21 protein-coding genes are annotated in these 23,433 nt (G+C 74.8%); 9 read left to right on the forward strand and 12 right to left on the reverse strand.

What is annotated here, in order from left to right; all coding sequences use genetic code 11:
• Nucleotides 1–81: 81 nt before the first annotated feature.
• From ACLWS4_RS35710 to ACLWS4_RS35720, 3 genes are read left to right on the forward strand one after another with little or no spacing between them, the layout of a single operon-like run.
• Nucleotides 82–762 (forward strand): cysteine dioxygenase, encoded by a 681-nt coding sequence (locus tag ACLWS4_RS35710; protein WP_234348590.1) that lies wholly within the window; start codon nucleotides 82–84, stop codon nucleotides 760–762.
• 41 nt (nucleotides 763–803) lie between these two features.
• A complete protein-coding gene (cofD, locus tag ACLWS4_RS35715) occupies nucleotides 804–1,763 on the forward strand; it encodes a 2-phospho-L-lactate transferase (protein WP_416876315.1) in 960 nt (319 codons plus the stop codon).
• On the forward strand, nucleotides 1,760–3,052 hold the full coding sequence (locus tag ACLWS4_RS35720) for a coenzyme F420-0:L-glutamate ligase (protein ID WP_388052208.1): 1,293 nt from the start codon (nucleotides 1,760–1,762) through the stop codon (nucleotides 3,050–3,052). Before cofD ends, ACLWS4_RS35720 begins: the two co-directional genes overlap by 4 nt.
• Nucleotides 3,053–3,067: 15 nt before the next feature.
• Here ACLWS4_RS35720 and ACLWS4_RS35725 read toward each other — a convergent pair whose 3' ends face one another.
• Both ACLWS4_RS35725 and ACLWS4_RS35730 read right to left on the reverse strand, forming a co-directional pair.
• The gene (locus ACLWS4_RS35725) at nucleotides 3,068–3,979 is read right to left on the reverse strand and encodes a DNA-3-methyladenine glycosylase family protein (RefSeq protein ID WP_117488087.1); all 912 of its coding nucleotides are present in this window, start codon (nucleotides 3,977–3,979) and stop codon (nucleotides 3,068–3,070) included.
• Nucleotides 3,980–4,064: 85 nt separating this feature from the next.
• Entirely contained in the window at nucleotides 4,065–5,192 is a 1,128-nt protein-coding gene (locus tag ACLWS4_RS35730; RefSeq protein ID WP_416876316.1) for a peptidoglycan recognition protein, read from the reverse strand.
• A 104-nt stretch (nucleotides 5,193–5,296) separates the two neighbouring features.
• On the opposite strand from ACLWS4_RS35730, the gene ACLWS4_RS35735 reads away from it, so the two are divergent.
• From ACLWS4_RS35735 to ACLWS4_RS35745, 3 genes are all read left to right on the forward strand, one after another.
• Nucleotides 5,297–6,088 (forward strand): TIGR03089 family protein, encoded by a 792-nt coding sequence (locus ACLWS4_RS35735; protein ID WP_049660500.1) that lies wholly within the window; start codon nucleotides 5,297–5,299, stop codon nucleotides 6,086–6,088.
• 36 nt (nucleotides 6,089–6,124) lie between these two features.
• The gene (locus tag ACLWS4_RS35740; protein WP_416876317.1) at nucleotides 6,125–7,423 is read left to right on the forward strand and encodes an LCP family protein; all 1,299 of its coding nucleotides are present in this window, start codon (nucleotides 6,125–6,127) and stop codon (nucleotides 7,421–7,423) included.
• A 224-nt stretch (nucleotides 7,424–7,647) separates the two neighbouring features.
• A complete protein-coding gene (locus ACLWS4_RS35745) occupies nucleotides 7,648–9,264 on the forward strand; it encodes an LCP family protein (RefSeq protein WP_117488092.1) in 1,617 nt (538 codons plus the stop codon).
• Here ACLWS4_RS35745 and ACLWS4_RS35750 read toward each other — a convergent pair whose 3' ends face one another.
• The 6 genes from ACLWS4_RS35750 to ssuE all read right to left on the reverse strand — a co-directional run bounded on the left by ACLWS4_RS35750 (nucleotide 9,265) and on the right by ssuE (nucleotide 17,697).
• Nucleotides 9,265–9,879 (reverse strand): acyltransferase, encoded by a 615-nt coding sequence (locus ACLWS4_RS35750; protein ID WP_416876318.1) that lies wholly within the window; start codon nucleotides 9,877–9,879, stop codon nucleotides 9,265–9,267.
• Between the two features lie 127 nt (nucleotides 9,880–10,006).
• Nucleotides 10,007–11,047: a glycosyltransferase family 2 protein gene (locus tag ACLWS4_RS35755; protein WP_049659498.1), complete on the reverse strand. Its 1,041-nt coding sequence runs from the start codon at nucleotides 11,045–11,047 to the stop codon at nucleotides 10,007–10,009.
• 161 nt (nucleotides 11,048–11,208) lie between these two features.
• On the reverse strand, nucleotides 11,209–13,200 hold the full coding sequence (locus ACLWS4_RS35760; protein ID WP_375877536.1) for a hypothetical protein: 1,992 nt from the start codon (nucleotides 13,198–13,200) through the stop codon (nucleotides 11,209–11,211).
• A gap of 241 nt (nucleotides 13,201–13,441) precedes the next feature.
• Nucleotides 13,442–16,012, reverse strand: coding sequence for an ABC transporter permease (locus ACLWS4_RS35765; RefSeq protein ID WP_416876322.1), 2,571 nt, complete (start codon nucleotides 16,010–16,012; stop codon nucleotides 13,442–13,444).
• Nucleotides 16,013–16,028: 16 nt separating this feature from the next.
• On the reverse strand, nucleotides 16,029–16,817 hold the full coding sequence (locus ACLWS4_RS35770; protein WP_049658694.1) for an ABC transporter ATP-binding protein: 789 nt from the start codon (nucleotides 16,815–16,817) through the stop codon (nucleotides 16,029–16,031).
• A gap of 325 nt (nucleotides 16,818–17,142) precedes the next feature.
• Entirely contained in the window at nucleotides 17,143–17,697 is a 555-nt protein-coding gene (gene ssuE, locus ACLWS4_RS35775) for an NADPH-dependent FMN reductase (protein WP_049658692.1), read from the reverse strand.
• Nucleotides 17,698–18,147: 450 nt separating this feature from the next.
• On the opposite strand from ssuE, the gene ACLWS4_RS35780 reads away from it, so the two are divergent.
• The gene (locus ACLWS4_RS35780) at nucleotides 18,148–19,506 is read left to right on the forward strand and encodes an LCP family protein (RefSeq protein WP_416876319.1); all 1,359 of its coding nucleotides are present in this window, start codon (nucleotides 18,148–18,150) and stop codon (nucleotides 19,504–19,506) included.
• A gap of 38 nt (nucleotides 19,507–19,544) precedes the next feature.
• On the forward strand, nucleotides 19,545–20,030 hold the full coding sequence (locus ACLWS4_RS35785; protein ID WP_049650010.1) for a hypothetical protein: 486 nt from the start codon (nucleotides 19,545–19,547) through the stop codon (nucleotides 20,028–20,030).
• Between the two features lie 31 nt (nucleotides 20,031–20,061).
• Here ACLWS4_RS35785 and ACLWS4_RS35790 read toward each other — a convergent pair whose 3' ends face one another.
• Nucleotides 20,062–20,643, reverse strand: coding sequence for a hypothetical protein (locus tag ACLWS4_RS35790; RefSeq protein WP_049650011.1), 582 nt, complete (start codon nucleotides 20,641–20,643; stop codon nucleotides 20,062–20,064).
• A 295-nt stretch (nucleotides 20,644–20,938) separates the two neighbouring features.
• A complete protein-coding gene (locus tag ACLWS4_RS35795) occupies nucleotides 20,939–21,433 on the reverse strand; it encodes a peptidylprolyl isomerase (protein WP_049650012.1) in 495 nt (164 codons plus the stop codon).
• Nucleotides 21,434–21,647: 214 nt separating this feature from the next.
• Between ACLWS4_RS35795 and ACLWS4_RS35800 the strand changes: the two genes are divergently transcribed.
• A complete protein-coding gene (locus ACLWS4_RS35800; RefSeq protein ID WP_049650041.1) occupies nucleotides 21,648–22,025 on the forward strand; it encodes a MerR family transcriptional regulator in 378 nt (125 codons plus the stop codon).
• 36 nt (nucleotides 22,026–22,061) lie between these two features.
• Here ACLWS4_RS35800 and ACLWS4_RS35805 read toward each other — a convergent pair whose 3' ends face one another.
• Nucleotides 22,062–22,721: a class I SAM-dependent DNA methyltransferase gene (locus ACLWS4_RS35805; RefSeq protein ID WP_416876320.1), complete on the reverse strand. Its 660-nt coding sequence runs from the start codon at nucleotides 22,719–22,721 to the stop codon at nucleotides 22,062–22,064.
• 51 nt (nucleotides 22,722–22,772) lie between these two features.
• Entirely contained in the window at nucleotides 22,773–23,279 is a 507-nt protein-coding gene (locus tag ACLWS4_RS35810) for a GNAT family N-acetyltransferase (protein WP_416876321.1), read from the reverse strand.
• Nucleotides 23,280–23,433: the final 154 nt, after the last annotated feature.

Consider the following 23,433-nt stretch of genomic DNA (forward strand, 5'->3'; position numbering starts at 1 on the left):
GCCGCCCGCGATTCCCGTCCCAGGACATCCCGGATCCGGCCGATCCCGACGAACCGGCCGACCCTTCCGAGGACGACTCCCGTGCGCATGATCCGCATCCGCAAGCGGAACCGCGACCGCAACAAGCTCTCCCGCCGTGGCCCCGCCACCGTCCGCACCGGCACCCCCGCCGACGCCCGGACCCGCCAGTGGGCCGACGGCCTCAGCGACGTCTCCATCGCCGGCGACCCGCTCGCCTTCCCGCACCTGGCGCGCACCGACCTGCCCGCCCACCCCACCACCGTCGCCGAGTACGCCCGGCTGGTGCGCGAGATCGCCGCCGACCGCTCCCGCTGGGAGCCGCTGGTCCGCTACGACGCGCTGACCCGCTGGTACGCCCGGCTGGAGACCGGCCCCGGCTACGAGGTCTGGCTGCTCAGCTGGCTGCCCGGGCAGTCCAGCGGCTTCCACGACCACGGCGAGTCCTCCGGCGTGATGAGCGTCGTCCGGGGCGAGCTGATCGAGCGCTCCCTCACCCTCCCCCAGCCCTCGGCCGGGGGCGACCCCAGCGGCGCGATCGCCCGCACCCTGCGGCCCGGCGGGCAGCGGGTGTTCTCCTCCGGCTACCTGCACGAGGTCGTCAACGGCGCGCTCGAACCCGCCGTCTCCATCCACCTCTACGCCCCCGGCCTGACCGAGATGAACCAGTACGGCGCCACCGCCGTCCCCGAGCAGCACCAGGAGCAGCACACCGGGCGGCAGGCGCAGGCCGGGTCGCACTGATCACGGCTGACGGAAAGTCGGACCGTGGCAGGATGAACCCCATGCGCATCGTGGCACTGGCAGGCGGAATCGGCGGGGCGCGCTTCCTGCGCGGACTCCTCGCGGCGGTCGGACCGCAGGACGAGATCACCGTCATCGGCAACACCGGCGACGACATCCACCTCTACGGCCTCAAGGTCTGCCCCGACCTCGACACCGTGATGTACACCCTCGGCGGCGGCATCCACGAGGAACAGGGCTGGGGCCGGACCGACGAGACCTGGTCCATCAAGGCCGAGATGAAGGAGTACGGCGTCGGCCCCGAGTGGTTCGGGCTCGGCGACCGCGACTTCGCCACCCACCTCGTGCGCAGCCAGATGCTCACCGCCGGGTACAGCCTCAGCCAGGTCACCGAGGCGCTGTGCGTGCGCTGGAAGCCGGGCGTGCGGCTGCTGCCGATGAGCGACGACCGGGTCGAGACCCACGTGCGGATCACCGACGAGCAGGGCACCCGGGCGGTCCACTTCCAGGAGTACTGGGTCCGGCTGCACGCCGAGGTGGACGCCGAGGCGATCGTCCCGGTCGGCGCGGACACCGCCAAGCCCGCGCCCGGTGTGCTGGAGGCGATCGCCGAGGCGGACGTCATCCTCTTCCCGCCGTCCAACCCGGTGGTCTCGATCGGCACCATCCTCGCCGTCCCCGGCATCCGGGAGGCGGTCGCCGCCGCGCCCGCGCCGGTGGTCGGGCTCTCCCCGATCATCGGCGGGGCGCCGGTGCGCGGTATGGCCGACAAGGTGCTCGCCGCCGTCGGCGTCGAGGCCACGGCGGAGGCGGTCGCGCTCGACTACGGCGCGGCGCTCGTCGACGGATGGCTGGTGGACACCGTGGACGAGGCCTCGGTGGCCGCCGTCGAGGCCGCCGGGATCGCCTGCCGGGCCGTCCCGCTGCTGATGACCGACGTCGAGGCCACCGCCAAGATGGCGCGGGCGGCGCTCGCGCTGGCCGAGCAGGTGCGCAAGTGACGCTGGAGGTCCTCGGCGTCGAGGGGCTGCCCGAGGTCGCGGCCGGGGCGGACCTCGGCGAGCTCATCGCCAAGGCGGGGACGTACCAGGACGGCGACATCCTGCTGGTCACCTCGAAGATCGTCAGCAAGGCCGAGGGCAGGCTGCTGCACGCCGCCGACCGCGAGGCCGCGATCGACGCCGAGACCGTCCGGGTGGTCGCCCGGCGCGGGCCGGTCCGGATCGTGGAGAACCGCAACGGCCTCGTCATGGCCGCCGCCGGGGTCGACGCCTCCAACACCGCCCCCGGCACCGTGCTGCTGCTGCCCGAGGACCCGGACGCCTCCGCCCGGGCGCTGCGGGCCCGGCTCCAGCGGCTGACCGGCCGCCGGCTCGCCGTCGTCGTCACCGACACCTTCGGCCGGCCCTGGCGCAACGGGCTGACCGACGTGGCGATCGGCGCCGCCGGCCTCTCCGTCCTGGAGGACCACCGCGGCCGCACCGACAGCCACGGCAACCGGCTGGAGATGACCGTCACCGCGACGGCCGACGAACTCGCCGCCGCCGCCGACCTGGTGAAGGGCAAGGCCAGTGGCGTCCCGGTCGCCGTCGTGCGCGGACTCGGACACCTCGTCACCGCCGAGGACGGTGAGGGCGCCCGGCCGCTGGTCCGGCCCGCCGTCGACGACATGTTCCGGCTCGGCACCTCCGAGGCGCTGCGGCAGGCCGTCACCCTGCGGCGCACCGTCCGCTCCTTCACCACCGAGCCGGTCGACCCGGCCGCCGTCCGCCGCGCCGTCGCCGCCGCCGTCACCGCGCCCGCCCCGCACCACACCACGCCCTGGCGGTTCGTGCTGCTGGAGTCGGCGGACACCCGGGTCCGGCTGCTCGACGCGATGCTCGCCGCCTGGCAGCGCGACCTGCGCGAACTCGACGGCTGGGACGAGGCGAAGATCGCCCGGCGCACCGCCCGCGGCGACGTCCTGCGCGACGCCCCGTACCTGGTGGTGCCCTGCCTGGTGACGGACGGCTCGCACGACTACCCGGACCCGCGCCGGGCCGCCGCCGAACGGGAGATGTTCACCGTCGCCGCCGGCGCCGCCGTGCAGAACCTGCTGGTCGCGCTCACCGGCGAGGGGTACGGCTCCGCCTGGGTCTCGTCCACCATGTTCTGCCGCGACACCGTGCGGGAGGCGCTGGACCTCCCGCAGGGGTGGGACCCGATGGGCGCCGTCGCCGTCGGCCGGCCGGCGGAGGCGCCGAAGGTCCGTCCGGAACGCGACGCGGGGGCCTTCATCACCGTCCGGTAGCGGCAGCCGCCGGGGTCAGCGGTGGCGGTGGTCGTTGGGAGTCAGCCGGGGGCCGTAGCGGGGGGCGTGGGCGGCCGTGGCCAGCAGGAGGCGGCAGACCCGGTGGCGCTGGGGGCGGTAGGGCTCCAGGAGCGCGAGCATCTGGGCGTCGTCGCTGCGGGGGCGGCCGGCCAGCGCCCAGCCGACCAGGTCGGGCAGGTGGAAGTCCCCGACCGAGACCGCGTCCGGGTCGCCGTTGCTGCGCTGCAGCGTCTCGGCGGCCGTCCAGGGCCCGATGCCGGGGACGGCGGTGAGGCGGGCGAAGGCCTCCTCGTGGCCCATGGCCGAGGCCTCCTCAAGTCGCGGCGCCAGGCGGACGGCGCGCACGACCGTGCCCGAGCGCTTCGGGTCCACGCCCGCCCGGTGCCACTCCCAGCTCGGCACCAGTGCCCACTCGCGGGCCGACGGCGCCACCCGCATGCCCTCGGCCGGGCCCGGCGCCGGGGTGCCGAAGTCCCGCAGCAGGAGGCGCCAGGCGCGGTACGCCTCGTCGGTGGTGACCTTCTGCTCCAGGATCGCCGGGACCAGCGACTCCAGCACCAGGCCCGTCCTGGTCAGTCGGACCCCGGCGGTACGGCGCTGGGCGTCCCGCAGCGGGCCGGGCGGCAGGACCAGCGCCTCCGGGGCGTCCTCGGCACCGAGCAGGGCGGGGAGGCGGTCGAGGAGCCACTCCGCGCCGGGGCCCCAGGCGCTCGCCTCGACCTCGCCGGCGGCCGGACGCGGCAGCACCCGCAGGGTGCCGATGCCGCCCGGGGTGCGGGAGGCGCGCCAGACGGCGCCGTCGCCGGTGCTGCGGTACGCCGGGTCGGCGGGGCCGCGGCGCAGCGGGAGCAGGGTGCGGGCGACGTCCAGCGGGAAGCCCGGGCGCCAGCGCCGTACCGCTTCCACCGCCGTCGCCTCCCGGGTCGCCTCCGGACATGAACGATACGCGGGGGGTCGGACAGCGCGGGAGGGACGGCGGAGGGCCCCGGGGTCAGCGGGTCTGGAGGCGGGCCGCCGCGGCGCGCAGGGCGGGGAGGCGGGCGTAGAGGGCGTTGCCGGGGCACTCGGTGTCGAAGGCGTCGCGGTGGCCGGAGACGGCGTCGAAGTCGACGGTGCTGCCCTTGGGGTAGCGGCTGGCGTCCGAGGAGGAGGTGAGGCGGGCGCGGCCGTCGGCGGGGCGGGCGGCGAGGCCGAGCTTCCAGGCGGCGAGGGCGGCGAGGCTGTCGAGGAGGGGGCGGGACGGCTGGTCGCCGGTGTAGGTGCCGAGGGCGGCGACGCCGGCGGAGTCGGTGTTGAAGCCGAGGGTGTGGGCGCCGTGGACGGGCTGGTCGACGCCGCCGGCCCGGCCCTCGTAGACGGTGCCGCAGCGGTCGACCAGGAAGTTGTAGCCGATGTCCCGCCAGCCGTTGGTCTTCACGTGGTACTGGTAGATCGCCCGGACCACCCGGGGCGCGTCGGCGCAGGCGTAGTCGGTGGTGGTGGCGGTGTGGTGGACGAAGACCTCGCGGACCGGGCCGGTGTACTCGAATTCCGGGTCGCGCAGCGACTCGTCGGCGCCCCAGCCGGCCCGGGTGACGATCCTCGGGCGCGGGGCCTGTCCCTTGGCCGGCCCGGCGGGCGGCGCGGTCGGCGGTTCCGCGGGCAGGGTCCGTACGGCGGCCGGGGCGGCGCCGTGTCCCGGGTCGACCAGGTCGAGCCGCAGTCCGGGCGGTGCTCCGGCGGGCCCGGGCCGGAACTCGACGGCGACGCCGTCGCTGCGGCCGGTCCAGAGCGGGGCGGTGGCGCCGTGCGCCGTGTGGTCGGGGCCGTCCTCGGCGTCGGCCTCCAGCCGGTGCCAGCCGCTCCAGCGGCCGGTGGCGGCGTCCCGGGTGCGGACCCGGAGCACCGCGCCGGCGAGTGCGTCCGCCGGGCCGTCCCAGCCGAGGCCGAGGAGTTCGAACGGTGCGGTGCCGCGCGGGGCGAGGCCGGTCCCGGCGGGCAGCGGGAGCGTGGTGGTGGAGCCGCCGCCGGCGAAGTCGTGGCGGCGCGGGGCGGACGAGGGGGTCGCACCGGCGGCGGGCTGGAGCAGGAGGGCGGCGGTGCAGCCGGCGAGCAGGGCGGCCGGAAGTGAGAGGCGCATAAACCGGATCGTCGCCGCAAACCGGACCGCCCGCCACGCCGCTCCGCGCCCGTTCGGCCGCCCCTCCCGACCTCCCACCCGAAGGCCGTAGGCTGGGGCGCACCATGACTGCGCCCTTCGCTGCCGACGCCCGCACCCCCGTCGAGCTGCTGCACGCATTCCTGCGCGGCGGCACGCCTTCGGTCGATCCCGCGGCCCCTCTGGTCACCTTCTACGACGACGCCACCGGCGAACGGGTGGAGCTGTCCGCCCGGACCTTCGACAACTGGGTGGCCAAGACGGCCAACCTCCTCCAGGACGAGCTGAACGCCGGCCCCGGCGACCGGGCGGCGCTGCTGCTGCCCGCCCACTGGCAGAGCGCCGTCTGGCTGCTGGCCTGCTGGTCGGTCGGGGTGACGGCGGTGCCGGGCGGCGACCCGGCCGCCGCCGACCTGGTGGTCAGCGGCCCGGACGGGCTGGAGGCCGCCCAGGCCTGCGAGGGCGAGCGGGTCGCGCTCGCCCTGCGTCCGCTCGGCGGCCGCTTCCCGCAGCGCCCGGACGGCTTCCTCGACTACGCCGCCGAGGTGCCCGGCCAGGGCGACCGCTTCGCCCCGTACTCCCCCGTCGCCCCGGAGGGGCCGGCGCTGGAGACCGCGGTGGACGGGCTGCCGCTGAAGCTGACGGGCGAGCAGACCGTGGCGCTGGCCCGGGAGGGGGCGGCACGGCTCGGCCTGAAGCCCGGCGACCGCGTGCTGTCCACCCTCTCGTACGACGACTGGACCGGTCTGGAGGCCGGTCTGCTGGCGCCGCTGGCGGCCGGCGCCTCGGTGGTGCTCTGCCGCAACTCGCAGGCGCTGGACGCCGGGCAGTGGGAGAAGCGGACCGAATCCGAACGGGTGACACTGCGCCTCGGCTAACCCCCGGCCCGGGCCCGGCGGGTAGGGATCGCTGCCATGGCCGAGGACGACACCGAGCACCCCCCGACCGCCACTCCCCCGACGAACGGCGCGGCCCAGGACGGCCCGCCCACGGACACCCCTCCGGACGGGAGCGGACGCCCGCGCAGGCGCCGGCGGTGGCTGATGATCACCGCCGGCGCCTGCGCGTTCCTGCTGGTCGCCACCGGGGTGCTGCTCTGGATCGCCTACCGCACGCTGGACGGCAACATCCGCGCGGACTCGGCCACCGACCGGCTGCTCGCCAAACTGGAGGCCGAGCGGCCGAACCGCACCGCCGGGGCGCGGGGCGCCGAGAACCTCCTGCTGATCGGCAGTGACGACCGCTCCGGCGCGAACGGCTCGTACGGCGGCGAGCCGGGCAGCCAGCGCTCGGACACCACGATCCTGCTGCACCTGGCCGCCGACCGCAGGCACGCGACGGCCGTCTCCGTGCCGCGGGACGTCATGGTCACCGTCCCCGCCTGCGAGAAGCCGGACGGCACCCGCAGCAGGCCCGCGCTGATGCAGTTCAACTGGGCCTTCGAGACGGGCGGTCCGGCCTGCTCGATCCGGGCCGTCGAGCAGTTGAGCGGCATCCGGATCGACCACTACGTGATCCTCGACTTCAGCGGCTTCAAGACGATGGTGGACGCGATCGGCGGGGTCGAGGTGTGCGTGCCGCAGCCGATCCACGACAAGGACGCCAAGCTCGACCTGGCCGCCGGCCGGCGGACCCTGCACGGCGAGCAGGCCCTCGGCTACGTCCGGGCCCGGGAGAGCCTGGGCGACGGCAGCGACACCCAGCGCATGGGCCGTCAGCAGCAGTTCCTGGCCGCGCTGATCCGCAAGGTGCAGTCGCAGGGCGTGCTGCTGAACCCGGCAAAGCTGTGGCCGGTGCTGGACGCCGCGACCTCCTCGGTCCGGGCGGACGGCGCGCTGTCCTCGCTCGGTGCGCTGTACGACCTCACCCAGGACCTGCGCGGCATCCCCTCGGCGGACGTGGTCTTCCTGACCGCGCCGCGCCGCCCGTACCGCTACGACTCGGACCGGGACGAGTTCGTGCAGCCGCAGACCGGCCAGCTGTTCGCGGCGCTGCGGGACGACCGGCCGGTCGCCGTCCGGGCGCCCGGGTCCACGCCGTCCCCGGGACCGGTCCCGGGGGCGGGCCGCTCGCCGGCGGCGGGGCCGGGGGCGGGCGCCGGGAGCCAGCCGACGGCCGAGGTGGCGGCGCTGGCGAACGCGTCACCCTCGGCGGGCGCCGCGCCCACCTTCGAGGGACGCACCGCCGACGTGGACGCCTGCGCCCAGCACTGAGCCGGACGCCCCTGCCGACCCCGGCCGCCCCGGGCCGGCCGCACCGACCGATCCGGACGCTTCCGCAATTGGTCGGCCACGTACGGTATTTACCTCCGCATTGCCGGAACATGGCGGAGATCACACCGGGAACGACTCCCGCGTTCGGCTCGTCTACTGTGTCCGGATCGGCCCGTCCGTACGGGCGGTCCACAGCCGTGACCGGTCGAAGGTAGGGAACCCCCGTGCACGAGGAGCAACCGGAAACCGGACGGTACCGGGTGGACCCGGCCCCCGGCGTCCCCCGGCAGCGCCGCGGGGCCGCCGCACCGACCGCCGAGGAGCCCGCCGCACCGGCCCCGGAGGGCCGCCGGGACACCCGTCGGCGGGCCGCCGCGCTCGCCAGGCGCAGCCGGCGCCGACGGGCCCTCAAGTGGACGGCCGGGGCGGGCGCCCTGGTGATGGTCGCGGGCTGCGGCGGGGCGTACTACCTGTACCGGCACTTCAACGACAACCTGACCTCGGTCAAGGTCCAGCTGGGCGACGAGTCCGAGCGCCCGCCGGCCGCCGGGGACGCGCTGAACGTCCTGGTGATCGGCACGGACAGCCGGGAGGGCCTCGGCCGGGAGTACGGCGACGAGGGCAGCACCGGGCACGCCGACACCACCCTGCTGTTCCACATCGCCAAGGACCGCACCAACGCGACGGTGATCAGCCTCCCGCGCGACCTGATGCTGCCGATCCCGGAGTGCCAGAGCACCCAGGGGAAGAAGATCCCCGGCTCGGCGCGGGAGGAGTTCAACAACAGCCTCGGCCAGGCCGGGCGCGACGCGGGCTGCACCTGGAAGACCGTCGAGAAGAACACCGGGATCCGGGTCGACCACTTCGTGCAGGTCAACTTCGAGGCGGTGAAGAGCCTGTCCACCGCCGTCGGCGGGGTCGAGGTCTGCGCGGCCAAGGACATCAACGACTCCGGCTCCCACCTCAAGATGACCAAGGGCCGGCACGTGGTCCAGGGCGAGGAGGCGCTGGCCTTCGTCCGCACCCGGCACGCGGTCGGCCAGGGCGGCGACCTCACCCGGATCCCGCTCCAGCAGCAGTTCATCAGCTCGATGATCCGCAAGATCAAGAGCGACGACACCCTGACCAGCCCGACCAAGCTCTACAAGCTCGCGGACGCCGCCACCAAGGCGCTCACCGTGGACTCCGGCATCGGCAGCGTGGACAAGCTCAAGGACCTCGCGCTGGACATCAGCAGGGTCGACACCAAGAACATCACCTTCACCACCGCGCCCGTCCTGGACGACCCCAAGGACGAGAACCGGGTGATCCTCAAGCAGCCGGACGCCGGGCAGCTGTTCGCGATGGTCGCGGCCGACCGCTCGCTGACCGAGACCGCCGCCCCGCCCGCCCCCGAGGCACCGGCCGCCGACGCCTCGGCGGCCCCGGCCGCCCCGGCCCCCGCCACGCCGGCCGCCACCCTCCCGGCGATCCACCTCAAGACCGCCCAGCTGACGGTCCGCAACGGCAGCGGCAAGCGCGGACAGTCCGGGCCGACCGTGGAGAAGCTCCGGGCGAAGGGCTTCGACCGGGCCGCGGTGGGCAGCGACGCACCGCCCGCCGACACCACCACGGTGTCCTACCCGAGCGGCATGGAGGCCGAGGCCGGCGCCCTGGCCGCCGCCCTCGGCCTGCCCGGCGACGCCGTCCGGCCGGCCGAGAAGTCCGACCCGAAGAGCGGGCTGCTGCTGGTGCTCGGCAAGGACGTGCTGACCGCCCCCGCCACCCCGGCGGTGCCCACCGAGGCGCCCGAGGACCTCCAGCGGGTGCAGGCGGACGACACCGACGTCTGCGCCAAGTAACTACAGCGGTACGAGGGTTCCGTCCCGCTCGCGGTAGCGCTCGGCGGTCCGGGGGCACTGCCAGCCGCCGTCCCCGGCGGGCCGCAGCGGCTCGCCGGCCCGGCCCACCCAGCCGATCCGGCGGGCCGGGACACCGGCGACCAGGGCGAAGTCCGGGACGTCCCGGTGCACCACGGCGCCGGCCGCGACCAGGGCCCAGCGGCCGACCGTCACCCCGGCGACCAGCACCGCCCGGCCGCCGATCGAGCAGCCATGACGGAGCGTCACCCCTTCGGCACGCCAGTCGAGTTGGCCCTTGGGGCGGCCGTCGGGGGTGACCGCGCGCGGGTACCGGTCGTTGGTGAGGACGGCGGCCGGGCCGATGAACACCCCGTCCTCGACCACCGCCGGCTCGTACACCAGCGCGTGGTTCTGCACCTTGACCCGGTCCCCGATCCGGACGCCGGGGCCGACGTACGCGCCGCGGCCGATCACGCAGTCCGCGCCGACCACCGCGTCCTCGCGGACCTGGGCGAGGTGCCAGACCGTCGTCCCGGCGCCGATCGCGGCCCGTTCGTCGACGTCCGCGCTCGGCTCGATCCGGGCCGCGCCCGACCCGTCCTCAACTGTCGCCATGCGCACCGACGATAGCGGTGCCGGGAAGGGTGCCGGACGGGTCCCGGACGGGTTCCGGGCGGTGCCGCCGAGGAGGCGTCGAGAAGGCGCCGGGGCGGCTGCCGAAACGAATCGGCGGATCCGCGGATCAGCCGGTCTTCGAGAGCACGTCCTTGGCGGCCGGGCCGACGCTGGCGATCACTCTCCGGGCCAGCGAGCGCGGTGAGGTCAGGAAGCCGAAGCCCCAGCTGAGGTGCATGGTCGCGAAGGCCACCGGCAGCAGCGCCTTGGCCTTGAACGACAGGCCGCGCCCCTCGACCGCCGCGCCGCCGAGGATGCCCAGCAGGTACGCGCCGGGCACCGCGAGGAAGGCCGGGTGGACGGCGGCGCCGAGCCCCAGCCCGAGCAGGACCGCCGCCAGCGCGGCCGGCGGGGCGAGGTAGCGCAGGTTGACCGAGCCCCGGTGGTAGCGGGTGACCACCCGGCGCCAGCGGCCGTAGTCCTTGTACTGCTTGGCCAGCGCCCGCACCGAGGGGCGGGGCCGGTACGTCACCTTGAGCTGCGGGGTGAACCAGACCAGGCCGCCGTCCTGGCGGATCCGGTAGTTCAGCTCCCAGTCCTGGGCGCGGATGAACTCCTCGTTGTAGCCGCCGAGCTTCTCCAGCACCTCGCGCCGGAACACCCCGAGGTAGACGGTGTCCGCCGGGCCGGCCAGGCCGCCGGTGTGGAAGGCGGCGTTCCCGACGCCGATCTTGGAGGTCATCGCGGCGGCGACCGCGTTCTCCCACTCGGTCTCGCCCTCGGCGTGCATGATGCCGCCGACGTTGGCCGCGTCCATCTCGCCGAGCAGCCGGACCGCCGTGGTGATGTAGCCGGGGGTGAGCAGGCCGTGGCCGTCCACGCGCACGACTATCGGGTGCCGGGAGCCCCGGATCGCGGCGTTCAGCCCGGCCGGCGTCCGGCCGGTGGGGTTCGCCACCGTCCGCACCCGCGGGTCCTCGGCCACCAGCTCGGCCGCGATCTCCGCGGTGCGGTCGGTGGAGGGGCCGAGGGCGATCACCACCTCCATCGGCCCGGGGTACTCCTGGTCCAGGATGCGCCGGACCGCCGTGCGCAGGTGACGTTCCTCGTTGAGCACCGGCATGATCACGGAAACAGCCGGCAGCTCCTCAGCAGCCTTGGTGTTCATCGGGGCCAACCGTACCGGTGCGGACGTGTCCTCGTCTTGTCCCGGTCCGGGCTGCCGGGGACGCCTCGCGGTGCCGCGCCGGTGCTGTGATCAAGAACACCGTACTCCCCCTTACGCGCAGGCCGGAAGCGGTGTGGATCCGGTGGCGGTCCGGGGTGGGTTCAGAGTGCGTAGTGGGCGACGGTGAACACCGCGTAGCCGGTCAGCGCGAGCCGGTTCACCAGGTGCTGGGGGCCGCCCAGCCGGTCCGGCAGGGCCTGTGCCGGGCGCAGGTCGGGGCGGTGGGCGGCGGTGGCGACGGTCCGGGCCACCGCGCCCGGGTCGTACCGGCCGCCGAAGAGGGCGGCCAGCCAGACCGCCGGGCGGCTGAAGAAGGAGAACTCCCGCCCGCCGTGCAGCCGGATGGTGAGCAGGTTCCGGTGCGCCGCCGCCGCCGAGATCTCCGCCCACCGGTAGCAGCGGGTGCGCAGCGCGGTGGCCACCCGCAGGCCGTTGCGGTCGGCGACCAGCTGCCAGGACAGCGTCTGGGCGCAGGCCAGGATCGCCAGCGAGCCGATCCACAGCGGGCGCAGCAGCCCCTCCCACCAGCCGTCGTCGTCGAGCAGCACCACGGCGGCGGCGACCACCAGCGCGGCCACCGGTCCGGCGGCCGCGCGCAGCGGCAGCGGCATCTCCCAGCGGCGGGCGGCCAGCGGCTCGGTGTCCGGACCGGCCGCGGGGGCGGCGGCGACGGTCTCGGCGGTCAGCGCGGCGACGGCCAGGTCGCGCTCGCGATAGCGCCCGGAGCGCCGGCCGACGCGGGGGGGCCGGGCGGCGGGGGCGACCACGGCCGCCACCCAGTGCGGGTCGCCGTCCAGCAGGCCGGGGCGGACGAGGAGCTGGTGGTCGGGCCCGTCCGGGCCGCCGTACAGCACGGCGGGCACGCTGCGGCCGGCCCGGGCCAGCCACTCGGCGGCCTCGGCCGGGGTCGCCCGGTCGAACAGCTCCCAGTGCTCCTCCTCGTCCTCGTCGTGGTCGAGCACCGGGTCGGGGTAGTCGGCGTCCTCGTCCTCGGTCTCCAGGTGTTCGGGCACCCAGGCCGGGGCCGCGCCGTCCGGGGCGGCGTTCCGGGCCCAGCGGTAGCGGTCGCGCTCGACCAGCCGCCAGAGCCCGGGGCCGTCCGGCGGGCCGTCCAGCGGCAGCACCAGCAGGTCGCCGCGGGCGTCGGCGCGCACCCGGACGGCGAGCGCGGGGCCGGCGCCGGCGAAGGCGGGCCTGCCCCGGCGGGCGCTCGCGACGGCGGCCGAGCCGAGCAGCACCAGGCCGGGCAGGGCGATCAGGCCGCCGGCGGCCAGCTGGCCGGAGACGTCGTAGTCGTCGCCCAGGGCGCGCACCGAGTCGCCGTCCACCAGCAGCGGGACGGGCTCGCCGGGCTGGGGCCGGCGCTGCCACCAGACGTCCAGGGCGGCGGTGCGCTCGGGGCCGCCGCCGGGCGGCTGGAAGCGGACGGTCAGCGCGCCGTCCCGGTCGCTCCCGTCTGCGGTGCCGGTCACCCGGGTGGCCCGCTCGGCGGCGCCGTCCGCCCGGGCCTGCGCCCAGAGGCCGTACACCGGGAAGGCCGCGGCGACCACCAGCAGCAGGACGCCGAGGGCGCGGCGCAGCACGGGCGGGCCGTCCCGGTGGACGGGCGAGGGCCCGCCGGCGGCGCTCCAGGGATAGGGGACGGGCGGGGCCATCAGCTCGTCCAGCTGCTGGCGGGCGCGGCGGCGGCCGGACTCGGCGCCGAGCAGGACGGCGGTGAGCAGCACGTGCAGCAGCACCGCCGACCAGCGGGCGACCGGGGTGACCAGGCCCTCCGGGAGGTACCAGAGCAGCGCCAGGACGACCGGCGGGACGAGCACCCGGACCCGGGCCCTGGTGGCCAGCAGGACGATCTCGGCCAGCACCGACCAGCCGGCCAGCCCCGAGCCCCAGGTGTCCCGGCAGACGTTCTGGACGTTGCACCGGCCCACGTCCGGCTCCACCGCGCCGGCCAGGACCACGAACGCGAGCGGCACCAGCGCGAGCCAGCGGCCGTCCAGCCGCCAGGCGGTCCGGGCGGCGCGCCAGCGGGCGGCGGCCGCGCTGGTGAGGGGCGCTGCGCTGGGCAGGGGCGGGGCGTCCGAGGGGAGCATCGGACGATCATCCCAGCACCCGGGAAACGGACGGTACGCCCGCCGGACCGGCCCGGACCTGCGGGGGCGGGGCACGGCGCAGGGGCCGGGCGCTGTGCGCACCCGGCCCCTGTCCCCCGTGCCCCCCGGTCCCCCGTGGGTCCCCCCGTTTCCCCCGTTCCCCCGTTCCCCCGTTCCCCCGTTCCCCCACGGGTCCCCCCGTGTCCCCCGTGGTCCGGGCCCGGCGCCCCCCGGCGCCGGGTTAGTCCGTCGCGATGGCCGCGAGGACGTTCATGCGTCCGGCCCGGAAGGCCGGGACGAGTGCGGCGAACAGGCCGATCAGCACCGAGGCGACCAGCGTGACCGCCACCGTGACGGTCGGGACGGAGAGCGTCCCGAGGCCCTGGTCCCGCAGCACCCGCTGGGCGGTGACGCCCCAGCCGAGGCCCAGTCCGGTGCCGAGGACGGCGCCGAACACCGCGATCACCACGGACTCCAGCCGGATCATCCGGCGCAGCTGGCGGCGGGAGAGCCCGATCGCCCGCAGCAGGCCGATCTCGCGGGTCCGCTCGACCACCGACAGCGCCAGGGTGTTGACCACGCCGAGCACCGCGACCGTGATCGAGAGGGCGACCAGCCCGTAGATCAGGTAGAGCAGGGTGTTGATCTGGGACTGGGCGAGCTCCTTGTAGCCGGCCCGGTCCTTGATGGTGAGCTGCGGGTACTCCTTCAGCCCGTCCTCCAGCGCGGTCAGCGTCCGGTCGACGTCGGCGCCCTGGGAGGCCTTGGCGAAGAAGGTCCACACCGGCGGCTGCTCGGCGGCCGGGACGACCTTCTCCATGGTGTCCATGGCCACGAAGGAGCCGTCGCCGAACAGCTCGCCCTTGCCGAAGACCGCGCCGACCGGCACCGTCTGGGTGCGGCCCTGGCCGTAGTCGACGGTGACCTGGTCGCCGACCTTCAGGCCGTGGTCCTTGGCGAAGGCGGCGCCGATCCCCAGCGAGCCGCGCTGGAGCGAGTCCACCGCACCGGAGTCGACGGTCGGCCGGAAGTCGGTGCCGAAGAAGGACGGCGGCACGGCGGTCAGCGGGGTCTTGGCCTTCTGCCCGTCCAGCAGCTGGACCCTGGCGGCGAAGAACCGCTGGGTGGTGACGTGGTCGATGCCCGGGGTCTTCCGGACCGCGTCCATCATCTCGGGGGTGATCGCGGTACGGCCGCCGGAGACGATGTAGTCCGCGCCCACCGACTTGTCGATCTGCGCGCTGGTCGAGGTGACGGCCGAGGAGCTGAACACCGCGGAGGCGATCACCAGCGCCAGGCCGATCATCAGCGCGGCGGCGGTGGCGCCGGTACGACGCGGGTTGCGCATCGCGTTGCGCTGGGCGAGCCTGCCGGACGGGCCGAACAGCGCCGGCAGCAGCGCGCCGAGCACCCGGACGACGGCCGAGGCCAGCAGCGGGCCGAGCACCACGAAGCCGATCAGGGTGAGCACCACGCCGAGGCCCAGGTACCGGCCGCCGGTGGCCGCCTTCTCCGCCCCCGCGCCGAGCACCAGCACCGCGCCGCCGCCCGCCGTCAGCAGCAGGCCGAGGCCGGTGCGGACGAGGTTGGCCCGGGCCTCCGCCGGGGTGCCGTGGTCGCGCAGCGCGGCCATCGGCGAGATCCGGCTCGCCCGGCGGGCCGGGAACCAGGCCGCGACCAGGGTGACCACGATGCCCAGCGCGTACCCGGCGACGAACACGTCCGGCCCGATCTGCAGGTCGGCCGCCTCCAGGTCCATGCCGATCGCCGTCATCAGCTTGATCAGGCCGACCGCCACGCCCAGGCCGGCCGCGACCCCGAGGGTCGAGCCGAGCACGCCCAGGATCAGCGCCTCGACCAGCACCGAGCGGTTGACCTGCCGCCGGCTGCCGCCGATGGCGCGCAGCAGGCCGATCTCCCGGGTGCGCTGGGCGACCAGCATCGAGAAGGTGTTGACGATCAGGAAGGCGCCGACGATCGCCGAGACGAAGGCGAAGCCGAGCATCGCGTACTTCATGAAGCCGAGGCCCTTGCCGACCTGCTCGCTGCGGTCGGCCTTCTGCTCGGCCGCCGTCTTCACCTGGTACCCGCCGCCGAGCTGGGCCAGCGCGTCGGCCTTGAGCCGGTCGTCGCCGCGGCTGCCGTCGCCGTACGCCTCGACGGTGCTGAAGGCCGGCCCGCCGAGCAGCGCCTGCTGGGCGGTCGGGGTGTCCAGGAAGCCGAGCGCCGCGCCCGGGTTGGTGGTGGTGAAGGTGCCGATGCCGACGATGGTGAAGTCGTGCCGGCCGAGGGGGTTCTCGACCCTGAGCGTGTCACCGAGGGCGAGCTTGGCCTTCTTCACGGTGTCCGCGTCCAGCAGCAGCTCGGTCGGGCCGCGCGGCGTGTGGCCGGAGGTGACCTTCAGCGGGTTGCCCGGGGTGTCGGTCCAGTTGCCGAGCAGGGTGGGCGCGCCGGTGGTCGGGCCGACCAGCTTGTTGGTGGCCGGGTTGATCATGACGGCGTTCTCGACCAGGACCTGGCCGACGGCGCTCTTCACCCCGGGCAGCGCGGCGACCTGCCGCTCCAGCGCGACCGGGACGGTCGGCGGCTTGACGGCGGCCTGCTGCTCCTCGTCCTCGGCCGGCTTGGGCGGCTGGACCGAGACGTCGGAGGAGGTCGCGGCGAAGAGCTTGTCGAAGGTGCCGGTGGCGGTGTTGGAGAACACCAGGGTGCCGGAGACGAAGGCCACCGACAGCACGACGGCGATGAGCGAGAGCGCCATCCGGCCCTTGTGGGCGAGGAAGCTCCGCAGTGAGGTCTTGAGCAGCATGATGGTGTCGTCCCGCCGCTCAGCTGGTGCGCTTGCCGTCGAAACGGCGCATGCGTTCGAGGACGGAGTCGGCGGTGGGCGCGTACATCTCGTCCACGATCACGCCGTCGGCGAGGAAGAGCACGCGGTCCGCGTAGCCGGCGGCGACCGGGTCGTGGGTGACCATCACGATGGTCTGGCCCAGCTCGTCCACCGAGCGGCGCAGGAAGGTCAGCACCTCGGCGCCGGACCGGGAGTCCAGGTTCCCGGTGGGCTCGTCGCCGAAGATGATCTCGGGGCGGGCGGCCAGTGCCCGGGCCACCGCGACGCGCTGCTGCTGGCCGCCGGAGAGCTGGGCGGGGCGGTGCTTGAGCCGGCCGGACAGGCCGACCGTCTCCACCACCTGGTCCAGCCAGGCCTGGTCGGGCCTGCGCCCGGCGATGTCCATCGGGAGCGTGATGTTCTCCAGCGCGTTCAGTGTCGGGAGCAGGTTGAAGGCCTGGAAGATGAAGCCGATCTTGTCGCGCCGGAGCCTGGTGAGCTGCTTGTCCTTCAGGCCGGTGATCTCGGTGTCGCCGATCCGGATCTGCCCGGAGGTGACCGTGTCGAGGCCCGCCAGGCAGTGCATCAGGGTGGACTTGCCGGAGCCCGACGGCCCCATGATCGCGGTGAACCGGCCGCGCTGGATGTCGACGTCGACCGCGTCGAGCGCGGTCACCCTGGTCTCGCCCGAGCCGTACGCCTTGGTGACCTGACGGGCCGACGCGGCGACGGCGGGCGCCCCGCCGGGAAGCTGGGGGTCGTACACGGCTGCTGCTGCCGTCGTCACTGGGACACTCCTAAGGAAGATGCGCTCACCCGTTGGCCCCCAGCCTCACGGGCCCGCCCGCCGCGCGACATGGCGCGGGCGGTAGTCCTCGACCGGGAGTTGTCTCCACCCTCCCGGTGGACCTGGCCACCGGACCCGGCGCAACCGGGCCGCTTCCTGGCGGGTGGGGATGTGTGAACCACGTTAGGAGTCGGCGGCGGAGCGCTCGTCATCCGCCGGAATGAAGCCTCTCAACCAAGGTTCTACGGGCCACGGAGCGGCTCCCCCTAGGGGTCGCCACGGCCCGTCTCGGGGACGCCCCGTACGGGCCGGCGGCGACGGTCCGTCAGCTCGTCAGCGCGGGTGCGGCCAGCCGCTCCAGGGCCGTGGCGAAGCCGTCCACGACCGGGGCCAGCAGCGTTTCGGTCTCGCGCTCCACCAGGGTCGTCCCGTCCTCCCGGGCGGTGATGTGGCGGTCGAGCACGAACCAGCCCTGGGTGATGTGGCCGGCGCCCATCGAGCTGAGCACCGGGCGCAGCGCGTAGTCCACCGCGAGGACGTGCGCGGGCGAGCCGCCGGTGGCGAGCGGCAGGACGGCCTTGCCGGCCAGGGCGTACTGCGGGAGCACGTCCAGCAGGGCCTTCAGCAGGCCCGAGTAGGCGGCCTTGTAGACGGGGGTGCCGACGACCACGCCGTCGGCGCGGGCGAACAGCTCGGTGACGGCGACGATCTCGGGGTGGTCGAAGTCGCCCGACAGCAGCGCGTGCGCGGGCAGGCTGCGGGCCTCGAAGGGGACGACGTGGTGGCCGCGCTCCGCCAGCCGCGCGTCGACGTGGCGCAGCAGGCGGGTGGTGCGGGAGGTGGCGGACGGGGAGCCGGAAACGGACAGGACGACGGCCATGGGTTTCACCTCTGGCTGGAAGCGGGGCGGCGCGGTGCGGCGGAGTGCGGCGGCGGGGGAAGGCGCCGCGGTGGGGGCCGGTACCGGGGGCGGTGCGGGAACGGTGCGGGGGGGGGCGTTGCGGGGCACCGGGGCGCTACGTCGGCGGACGTGCGGGGCCTGCGGGGAGTACGGGGACCCGACGGGCGCGTGTCAGCCGCGACAGAGCGAACAGGCCACACCGCGCCGCAGGTCGACGTGCCGCCGACGCGTGAGTGCCCAACGCTGATCCATGCCTGGAATGCAAACACGCTGTGTTCGAGCTGGTCAAGAAACGTTTCAGCCGCTGGAACGGCGGGTGTCCGGATGTTTCGGCGGAACGATTCGGGGCGTGCATCAAAACTGCTACAAGAGGCCTGGTGGGCCCCCCGGGGGGAGTCAGCCCGACCGGGGTCGGGCATCCTCGTCGGCATGAACACGTGGCAGGAGGGCCGCCCGGGGGGCGGCGGGAACCCGTACGGCGGCAGCGGTGGAGGCGGCTCGGCCGAGCCGCCGCTGCCGTCCTCGCTGAACCCGCGCGGGCCGGGGGCGGCCGCGCCACGGCAGCCGCGACAGCCCGGGGGGCAGCCGGGGCAACCGGGGCAGTCCCGGCTGGGCGGCGTCCCGCCGCAGGGGGCCGGCGCACCCGGCGCCCGTCCCGGCGGCCCGGGGCGCCCCGGTGGTCCCGGCGGCCCGGGCGGGCCCGGCGGTCCCGGCGGGCAGGGGGGCCAGGGTGGTCAGGGCCGCCCCGGCGGCCCCGGCGGCCCCGGCGGCACCCGCCCGCCCGGTGCCCAGGCCCGGCGCTGGCCGCGGCGGCGGATCGTGAAGTGGTCGGTCTTCGGCCTGCTGATCGCCGTCATGGTGACCGCCGTCTCCACCTGGTTCTGGGCGGACTCCAAGCTCAACCACGAGAACGTGCTCGCCGACTACCCCGGCCGCCCCGCCGCGGGCAAGGGCACCAACTGGCTGATCGTCGGCTCCGACAGCCGCCAGGGCCTCACCGACTCCGAGCAGGACGACCTGCACACCGGGCACGACACCGAGGGCAAGCGCAGCGACTCGATGATGATCCTGCACGTCGGGGACAACGGGAACACCCTGATAAGCATCCCGCGCGACTCCTGGGTGCCGATCCCCGAGCACCCGGGCAGCAACGGCAAGCCGGTCAAGGGCACCACCGCGAAGATCAACTCGGCCTTCGGCAACGGCGGCGGCCGTCTCCTGGTCCAGACCGTCGAGCAGAACACCGGCATACGGATCGACCACTACGCCGAGATCGGCTTCGGCGGTTTCGTCGGCATCGTCGACTCGATCGGCGGCGTCGAGATGAAGATCGACCAGGACGTCAAGGACAAGGACTCCGGGCTCGACCTCAAGGCCGGCGACCAGACCCTCACCGGCAAGCAGGCCCTGGCCTTCGTCCGCCAGCGCCACCAGATGGCCGACCAGGACCTCGGCCGGATGCGCAACCAGCAGAAGTTCCTCGGCGCCCTCGCCCACCAGGCCGCCTCCCCGGGCAACCTGATGAACCCGTTCACCTTCTACCCGCTGGTCGACTCCGCGCTCGGCACCCTGATCGTCGACGAGGACTGCGGGCTGACCGACCTCGGCTCGCTCTTCCTCGCCATGAAGGACGTCAACGGCGGCAGCGGCAAGTCGCTGACCGTGCCGATCGGCAACCCGGACTACCGGACCAAGACCGGCGAGTCCGCCGTGCTCTGGGACGCCGGCAAGTCCAAGCAGGTCTTCGACGCCTTCAAGAACGACACCGCGGTGCCGGAGTTCAAGTAGTCGGCCACTTCGCGTGACCACTCCACCACAATGAGTGGATGCCACTCGTCACCGCACTGATCCGCCGCCGTCGCCACCGCCTCCTGGGCCGCCTGGTCCAGGAGGCGCTCGCGCTGTACGGGATGGAGGTGCCCGCCGCCTGCGAGATCGGGCCCGGGCTGATGGTCTTCCACCGCGGCTTCGGCACCGTGCTGCACCCGTACACCACCCTCGGCGCCGGCGTGACGCTCTACAACGGCGTGACCATCGGCCGGGCCGACCCGTGGGTGCCGCAGGAGGAGAGCGCGATGCGGCGGGTGGTGGTCGAGGACGGGGCGGTGCTGTGCGCGGGCGCCAAGGTGGTGTGCAAGGAGGGCGTGCTGACCGTCGGCGCGGGCACCGTCGTCGGGGCCAACGCGGTGCTCACCCGCTCGACCGGCCCCGGCGAGATCTGGGCCGGCGCACCGGCGCGCAAGGTGGGGACGCGGGCGGGCGACTGGGGGCCCGCGGCGGCGCCGGCCCGGCCCGCTCCGAGCCCCGCCTGAACCCGCGGGGGTACGGGACGTGCCATGCGGCCTAGACGTACGGCAGCAGCCCGGTGCCGCACTCCGGGAAGCGGACCAGCCACTCCCCCTCGCCGCCGGCCGCCTCCTCGGTCGCGCCCGAGAAGCCGTAGTGGATCGGCTGCCCGTCGCCGCCCAGCCACCGCGCGTGAGTCAGCTGCACCGACAGCGAGGCCGGGCGGTGCGCGGCGGCGGCCGCCGACACGGGCGGCGCGGGCTGCTCCAGCACCAGCTCGTGCTCGGTCTCGCCCGGCCGGAAGGTCACCACGGTCTCGGTGCCCGGGCGGCGCGGGAAGGCGCCCGCCGGGTCCGTCCAGTACGCGGCGACCATCACCGCGAGGGTGCCCTCCAGGCTGCCGGTGTCCGGCCGCACGTACTCCTCGTCCGCGATCCAGCGGGAGTGGTGGCGGACCTCCTCCGGACCCCACCGCTCGTCCCAGCGCACCCAGTAGCCCGCCACCCGCTTGACGGTCATGCCCTCGCGGGCGACCCGGACGGCGAACCGCGCCGGGCCGACCGGCTCGCAGCCGGCCAGGGAGACCACCGTCACCTGTTCGTAGGTCACCTCGCCGTCGTCGGCGCCCTGCTCCATCATCGGTCAACCACCTTGCCGCAGAGTCGAGTTCGGCCGCGGCTGGGGCCGCGTCCGAATCGAGCGTAGGGCTCCGGCGCAGGCAGGCCGCACGATTGCCCGGTTCCGGCCCGGACGGCCGCGCTCCGGGCTACCCTGCCCGCCGCACGGCGGCGCCCGGCGCGAAAAGGGGGCGGGAACCGGGCGGCGTCCGGGCGCGGGCGCGGGTACGGGGGCGGACGCGAAACCGCCCCGGAGCGGGAGATCGGAAGATCCGACGTCCCGCTCCGGGGCGGTGCGTGCCAGGTGGCGGCGGTGCTTAGGCGACCACGCCGGACTTGGCGATGGTGATCTTGGCCGAGGTGCGGCCGCTCTGCGAGCCGAGGCCCTCGATCTTCTTGACCAGGTCCATGCCCTCGAGGACCTCGCCGAAGACGACGTGCTTGCCGTCCAGCCAGTCGGTGACGATGGTGGTGATGAAGAACTGCGAGCCGTTGGTGTTGCGGCCGGCGTTGGCCATCGACAGCAGACCCGGGCGGTCGTGCTTGATCTTGAAGTTCTCGTCGGCGAACTTCTCGCCGTAGATGCTCTTGCCGCCGGTGCCGTTGTGGTTGGTGAAGTCACCACCCTGGAGCATGAAGGCCGGGATCACGCGGTGGAAGCCGGAGCCCTCGTAGCCGAAGCCGTTCTGGCCGGTGGCCAGCTCGCGGAAGTTCTGGGCGGTCTTGGGGACGACGTCGTCGTAGAGCTTGAAGACGATCCGGCCGGCCGCCTCGCCGTTGATCTCGATGTCGAAGAAAACGTTGGAAGACATGCAGGGATCATGGCACGATCGCCTGTTCCTCGCGCGTCACCCCCGGTCGGGCCGGGCCGGACACCGCTGTGTTATCCGGTTCCGCCCCCCGCGCCGGGACCGGGAAGCTACCATCGATGTCAGGTTTCCGGGCGGCCCGATCCGCGACGGCGGACGGCGACGGCGGACGGCGACGGCGGCACGGCACGGCACGGGACGGGACGGGGTGGACGGCATGCGGATCGGCGAACTGGCCCGGCGGACGGGTGTGAGCGAGCGCTCGCTGCGCTACTACGAGCAGCAGGGCCTGCTGGCCGCCCGCCGCACCGAGGGCGGCCACCGGGAGTACCCGGAGGCCGCCGTCGACCGGGTGGTGCACATCCAGGAGCTGTTCGCGGCCGGACTGCACAGCCGGACCATCTACAAGATCCTCCCCTGCATGCGGGACTCCGACGGCAGCCCGAACGAGATCGCCACCCCGCTCCTGGTCGAGGAGCTCACCGCGGAGCGCCAGCGGATCGACCGGACGATCGACGACCTGCTCCGCTCCCGCGAGGTGCTGGACGAGGTGATCGCGACCGCCTCCGGGCAGCCGTCGGCCCCGGCCGCCTGACGTGCGGCCGTCGGCGCCCGGCATCCGGCCTCCGGTTCAGCCCCCGGCCACCGGCTTGCGGGCCAGCAGGTAGGCCTGCGGGGTCCTCTCGTCGCCCTCCGGCTCCCGGACCGTACGGGAGGTGACCGGCAGGCCGGCCTCCCGGGCCAGCTCCTCGACGTGCTCCGGCCGCAGCCGGCGGAAGTCCAGCGACACCGGCTGCCCGAACGGCCGCTCCAGGTGCAGGGGCCGGTCGCCGACCTGGAAGGCGAGCATCAGGTGGCCGCCGGGGGCGAGCACCCGGGCGAACTCGGCGAACACCTCGGGGAGCCGCTCCGCCGGGGTGTGGATGATCGAGTACCAGGCCACCACGCCGGTCAACTCCCCGTCCCGGAAGGGGAGGTCGAACATCGAGCCGACGCTGAACGGCACCTCCGGGTGGGCCTTCCGGGCCAGCTCGACCATCCGCGGCGAGAGGTCGATCCCGTGCACGTCCACGCCGAGGCCGTGCAGGGGCCCGGTCATCCGGCCCGGGCCGCAGCCGACTTCGGCCGTCCTGCCGTCCGGCCGCTCGGCGCGGACCAGGTCGGCGAAGAGCGCCAGCATCGCCCGGTCCATCGGCATGCGGTCCAGCGCGTCCCGGAAGCGGTCGGTGTACTCGGTGGCGACGGCGTCGTAGAACGCCCTGGTCTCGGTGAGGAAGCCCGGCTCGGTCATGGCCCCGGACCCTACCCGGCGGCCGCCGGCCCGCGGCAGGCCGTGGCGGTCCTACAACTCCCGTTCGGCGACGGCCTGGTCGCCGCTGAGCTCGCCGGTCGGGCGGAAGCCGAGGCGGGCGTAGAACTCCGCCGGGCCGTCCGGGCCCGGGTGGTAGGTGACGGTGGCGCGGGTGCCGCCGCGGCGGCGGATCTCGGCGCAGACCTGCTCGACGGCGAAGCGGCCGTACCCGCCGCGCTGCTGCCCGGCGTCGACCAGCAGCCGCCACAGGCCGGAGCGGGGGCGGTCGCCGGGGTGGTCGGGGTGGAAGACGATGTCGAAGAAGGCCATCACGAAGCCGACCGGCCGCCCGTCCTCCAGGATCAGCCGGGGCCAGGCCGTCTCCCCGTACGCGTACGCCTCGGCCAGCGACTTCACCACCGGCGCCACCAGGTGCTCCTGGTCGGGGCGGACCCGCAGGGCGAGGGCGGCGTCGATGTTCTCGGGGGTGATCGGGGCCAGGCTGAGCGTGGCGGGCGGTGCGGACGGCGTGGTCGTCGCGGCGGGCGTGGAGGACATGGCGGGCAGCCTACGGAGCACGGCCGCCCGCCGTCGCACGGTTTTCCGGCCCCCGACCGCGGACGGGCGGTCGGGGGCCGGGACCGGCCGTCGGTGCGTGTGTGTGCGCGTTACGGGAGGTTGCGGGCCATCACGATCCGCTGGACCTGGTTGG

Source organism: Kitasatospora sp. SC0581 (genome assembly GCF_048159585.1).
In the GTDB taxonomy this organism is placed as follows: Bacteria; Actinomycetota; Actinomycetes; order Streptomycetales; family Streptomycetaceae; genus Kitasatospora.